At 34.2% G+C, this 5,292-nt stretch carries 4 protein-coding genes; 3 read left to right on the forward strand and 1 reads right to left on the reverse strand.

Features of this window, described 5'->3' with window-relative positions:
* The 3 genes from ACIQZC_RS08750 to ACIQZC_RS08760 form a co-directional block, all read left to right on the forward strand.
* Positions 1-1,969 (forward strand): aconitase family protein (locus ACIQZC_RS08750; protein WP_396138850.1); only part of this gene is annotated, 1,969 nt, incomplete at its 5' end.
* Between the two features lie 73 nt (positions 1,970-2,042).
* Positions 2,043-2,573, forward strand: coding sequence for a TlpA family protein disulfide reductase (locus tag ACIQZC_RS08755; RefSeq protein ID WP_396138851.1), 531 nt, complete (start codon positions 2,043-2,045; stop codon positions 2,571-2,573).
* 78 nt (positions 2,574-2,651) lie between these two features.
* Positions 2,652-4,055 (forward strand): APC family permease, encoded by a 1,404-nt coding sequence (locus ACIQZC_RS08760; protein WP_396138852.1) that lies wholly within the window; start codon positions 2,652-2,654, stop codon positions 4,053-4,055.
* A gap of 41 nt (positions 4,056-4,096) precedes the next feature.
* Here the strand turns inward: ACIQZC_RS08760 and ACIQZC_RS08765 are convergent.
* On the reverse strand, positions 4,097-5,292 hold a 1,196-nt coding region (locus tag ACIQZC_RS08765; protein ID WP_396138853.1), incomplete at its 5' end, for a glyceraldehyde-3-phosphate dehydrogenase.

Here is a 5,292-nt window from a genome sequence, read left to right on the forward strand (position 1 = left end):
TGCACCAATTGTTGGGGGTACCAATGGAATTTCGCCAATTTTCCTAACAACTGTAGATGTAACCGGAGGTATTGGAATTGATCTTAAAAACTGGGTTAAGAAATCGGATGCCAATGGTGAGCTTGTTCGCGATGAAAATGGAGAAACGGTATTAGAACAAGTATATTCAGTAGCTACAGGTACAGTTTTAACCATTAATACAAAAACTAAAAAATTATACAATGGCGATCAAGAATTGATTGATATTTCAAGATCTTTCACGCCACAAAAATTAGAGTTTATCAAAGCTGGTGGTTCTTATGCTATTGTTTTTGGTAAAAAAATTCAAACATTTGCTTGTAAAATATTAGGAATAAATATTCCAACGGTTTTTGCACCTTCAAAAGAAGTATCAGTTAAAGGTCAAGGTCTTACAGCTGTTGAGAAAATTTTCAACAGAAATGCAGTTGGAAATACTCCAGGAAAAGTATTACACGCGGGTTCTGATGTTCGCGTTGAAGTAAATATTGTTGGTTCGCAAGACACAACTGGATTAATGACGGCTCAAGAATTAGAGTCTATGGCGGCTAAAGTAATTTCCCCAATTGTAGATGGAGCGTATCAATCAGGATGTCATACTGCTTCTGTTTGGGATAAAAAAGCACAAGCAAATATTCCTAAATTAATGCAATTTATGAACGATTTTGGTTTAATCACCGCTCGTGATCCAAAAGGAGTATATCACCCAATGACAGACGTTATTCATAAAGTATTGAATGATATTACTATTGATGATTGGGCTATTATTATTGGAGGAGATTCTCATACAAGAATGTCAAAAGGTGTTGCTTTTGGTGCCGATTCTGGAACCGTTGCAATAGCTTTAGCTACAGGTGAAGTTTCAATGCCAATTCCTGAATCAGTTAAAGTGACCTTCAAAGGAACAATGAAAGAGTATATGGACTTCCGTGATGTGGTTCATGCAACTCAAGCGCAAATGTTACATAAATTTGGAGGTGAAAATGTATTCCAAGGTAGAATTATCGAAGTACATATCGGTACATTAACGGCTGATCAATCGTTTACATTTACTGATTGGTCTGCTGAAATGAAGGCTAAAGCGTCTATTTGTATTTCAGAAGACGAAACCTTAATTGAATCATTAGAGATTGCCAAAGGACGAATCCAAATAATGATTGATAAAGGAATGGATAACCATACCCAAGTACTTCAAGGGCTAATCAATAAAGCAAATAAGCGAATTGAGGAAATTAAAACAGGTGATAAGCCAGCTTTACGACCAGATGCTAATGCCAAATATTATGCTGAGGTAGAAATAGATTTAGATATTATCAATGAGCCTATGATTGCTGATCCCGATGTAAATAATAAAGATGTTTCTAAGCGATATACACATGATACCATTAGACCTCTTTCTTTCTATGGAGGAACTAAAAAAGTAGATTTAGGATTCATTGGCTCGTGTATGGTACATAAAGGCGATATGAAAATATTGGCACAAATGCTTAAAAATATTGAAAAACATGAAGGTAAAGTGGAATTTAAAGCTCCGTTAGTAGTAGCACCCCCAACTTACAATATTGTTGACGAATTGAAAGCAGAAGGCGACTGGGAAGTATTGCGAAAATATTCAGGTTTTGAATTTGATGATAACGCACCTAAAGGAGCTGCTCGTACAGAGTATGAAAACATGCTTTACTTAGAGCGTCCGGGTTGTAATCTTTGTATGGGTAATCAAGAAAAAGCGTCCAAAGGTGATACGGTAATGGCAACATCAACACGTTTATTTCAAGGAAGAGTTGTTGAGGATTCTGCTGAGAAAAAAGGAGAATCATTATTATCATCAACACCAGTAGTGGTTCTTTCGACCATATTAGGAAGAACACCATCAATTGAAGAATATAAAAAAGCGGTTGAAGGTATTAACTTAACTAAGTTTGCACCTTCTCATAAATTATTAGTTGGATAGTATTTCTTTTTAAATAATCATAAAAGTCTAAGTTTTCTTATACTTTTTACTTTAGTTTTAAAACAATTGTATTATGAAAAATTCTAAAATTACTTTGATTTTTATTATAGTTATTTCCATAAATGGTTTTATAAAATGTTCAAAAGGCAATGAAAATTATTTACCTGAAGCTTCTTATATTCCATTTGAAAAACAAGAAGTTGTTGGCTATCATGACTGGTCTTTGGTAGGTCCTTCTGGAGATCAAAAAAACTTAATTGCAGACCAAGGAAATGTAATGCTAATACATTTATGGGAAGCCAACGGATCTAATCTTGAAGAGTTAGAAATTTTTCAAAGAGTATACGATGAATACAAAACTAAAATGCAATTTTATTTTGTAACTGAAGATTCTCAAATAGTGGTTAGAAAATTTTATGAGCAACACAATTTTAATTTCCCTATATTTTATAGTATGAGCCCAATTCCTATTCCAATGAAATCAGATAAAAAGCCTTTTACTTATTTGATTAATAAAAAAGGAAGGATTATTGTAGCACAATCTAAAAAAGCTAATTGGAATAGTACATTATTTAAAGAAACACTTGACAAAATTTTAAAGTAAACTTTGAACTCTCGCGAAAGCGGGAGTTTTTTTGTTTCATTTCTTTTTTTATCTTTAGCAAAACTATTCAAATAAACTATGGAAAATAGCGAACAAGAATTTAAAAAAGAATTAGGCTTATTAGACGGAACCATGCTAGTTGTGGGTTCAATGATTGGTTCTGGAATTTTTATTGTAAGCGCCGACATTGTTAGACAAGTTGGTTCAGCAGGCTGGCTAATTGCTATATGGTTGCTGACCAGCATCATCACCATTGTCGCTGCCGTGAGTTATGGCGAATTGAGCGCAATGTTTCCAAAAGCGGGAGGTCAATATGTTTATTTAAAAGAGGCCTATAATAAGTTAATTGCTTTTTTATACGGGTGGAGTTTCTTTGCAGTTATTCAAACCGGAACAATTGCAGCAGTAGGAGTTGCCTTTTCAAAATTTGCAGCTTATCTATATGCGCCATTAAGTGATGAAAACATACTTTTTCATTTAGGGTTAGTTGACATCAATGCTGCCCAAATTGTTTCAATAATTACCATCGTTTTTTTAACCTATTTGAACAGTAGAGGGGTTAAAGATAGCAAGCTGTTACAGACTGTTTTAACCATTATAAAAATCCTTTCATTAATTGGTTTGATTGCATTCGGATTTATTTATGGCGCTAAAGCCGAAATTTGGAATGCCAATTGGGAAAACGCCTTTGTTTTACAATCATTCGATAAAGAAACAGGTATATGGTCTGCAATGGCTGGAACTGCAATAATTTCTGCAATTTCTGCGGCTATGGTAGGTTCTGTGTTTTCAAGTGATGCTTGGAATGGAGTTACTTTTATTGCAGGCGAAATTAAAAATCCGCAACGAAATGTTGGACTAAGTTTGTTTTTAGGAACTTTTATAGTGTCTTTAATTTATGTATTAGCCAATGTAATGTATTTGGCGGTTGTACCTCTTCAAGATATTGCTTCAGCGCCTTCAGATCGTGTTGCGGTGGTGGCTGCTCAAAATATTTTTGGAACAATTGGAACGACTTTAATTGCTGTGATGATTATGATTTCAACCTTTGCATGTAATAACGGATTAATTATGGCGGGTGCTCGTGTGTACTATACTATGGCTAAAGACGGGTTGTTTTTCAAAAAAGCTGCAAATTTAAATGAGGCCAGTGTACCTTCTTGGGCTCTATGGGCGCAATGTTTTTGGGCTTCTGCTTTGTGTTTAACAGGTAAATATGGTGATTTATTAGATTTTGTTGTAATTATTGTGTTGATTTTCTATATCCTCACCATTTACGGTATTTTCATTTTACGTAAAAAACGCCCTGATGCTGAAAGACCTTATAAAGCATTTGGTTATCCTTTTTTACCATTACTTTATATAGTTATTGCAACCGCTTTAAGTATTGCTTTACTTTTTACTAAATTTGCAACTTGCGGTTGGGGTGTTATAATTATGCTTACCGGAATTCCTATTTATTATATAACTCAGAACAAATAAAAATAAAAAAAAGCCAGAAATCAATTCTGGCTTTTTATCTACTAATAATAAGTATAACGTCTTACTTTAGCAATATATTTTGCCAAACGAATTACTTGGTGGCTGTAACCATATTCATTATCATACCAAACATAAAGTACGATATTTTTACCATCACCAGAAACAATAGTAGCGTTACTGTCAAAGATGGCTGGTGCTGAGGTACCTACAATATCAGAAGAAACCAATTCGTTATTCAACGAATATTTTATTTGCTCTACTAATTCACCTTCCAATGCATATTTTTTCATGATATTATTTACAGCTGCAATGGTTGTTTTTTTGCCTACTTCAAGATTTAAAATAACTAGCGAACCATTAGGAACTGGAACTCGAATAGCATTAGACGTTAACTTTCCTGCAAGACTAGGTAATGCTTTTGCCACAGCGCTTCCTGCACCAGTTTCGGTAATAACCATATTTAATGCTGCAGCACGACCTCTGCGGTATTTTTTGTGCATATTGTCTACTAAGTTTTGGTCGTTTGTATAGGCATGAATTGTTTCTAAATGTCCTTTAACAACGCCTAAAGTATCTTCTACTGCTTTCAAAATAGGCGTAATCGCATTGGTAGTACATGATGCAGCAGAAAAAATTGAAACTTCATCTGGGTTATAATCGTCATGATTTACTCCATAAACAATATTAGGAACACCTTTTCCTGGTGCTGTCAATAAAACTTTATCAACGCCTTTTGAAGTAAGGTGTCGTTTCAATGCTTCTTCTGTTGTAAAAGCACCAGTATTGTCGATGACTAAGGCTTCCTCAATTCCATAGGATGTGTAATCTATTTCTTCTGGCGAATTTGCCGTGATAATGTGAACAGTAGTTCCATTAATAAGTAACGCATTGTTTTCTGGATCTGCAATAACAGAACCTTGAAAATCACCGTGAACCGAATCATAACGCAATAATGATGCTCTTTTTTCTAATAAAATGGCGTCATTTTTATCTCGGGTTACAATGGCTCTTAAACGCAATTGTTGTCCTTTTCCAATTTTTGACATCATTTCTCGCGCTAATAAACGTCCAATTCTACCAAATCCATATAAAACCACATCTTTTGGTTTGATTTCATGAAAGTTTTTGGCATTTTTTAACTTGTCAATTACAAAGGCTTTGGCATCATTATATTTGTTATCTTCTAAATGATATTCATAGGTTAATTTTCCAATATCAATACGAGATGGCGGAAGGT

The sequence above is a fragment of the Flavobacterium sp. genome (assembly GCF_044338735.1).
Taxonomy (GTDB): Bacteria; Bacteroidota; Bacteroidia; order Flavobacteriales; family Flavobacteriaceae; genus Flavobacterium.

Coding starts and splice junctions, on each gene's coding strand:
- ACIQZC_RS08755 (WP_396138851.1), top strand. CDS start 2,043: ATGAAAAATTCTAAAATTACTTTGATTTTTATTATAGTTATTTCCATA.
- ACIQZC_RS08760 (WP_396138852.1), top strand. CDS start 2,652: ATGGAAAATAGCGAACAAGAATTTAAAAAAGAATTAGGCTTATTAGAC.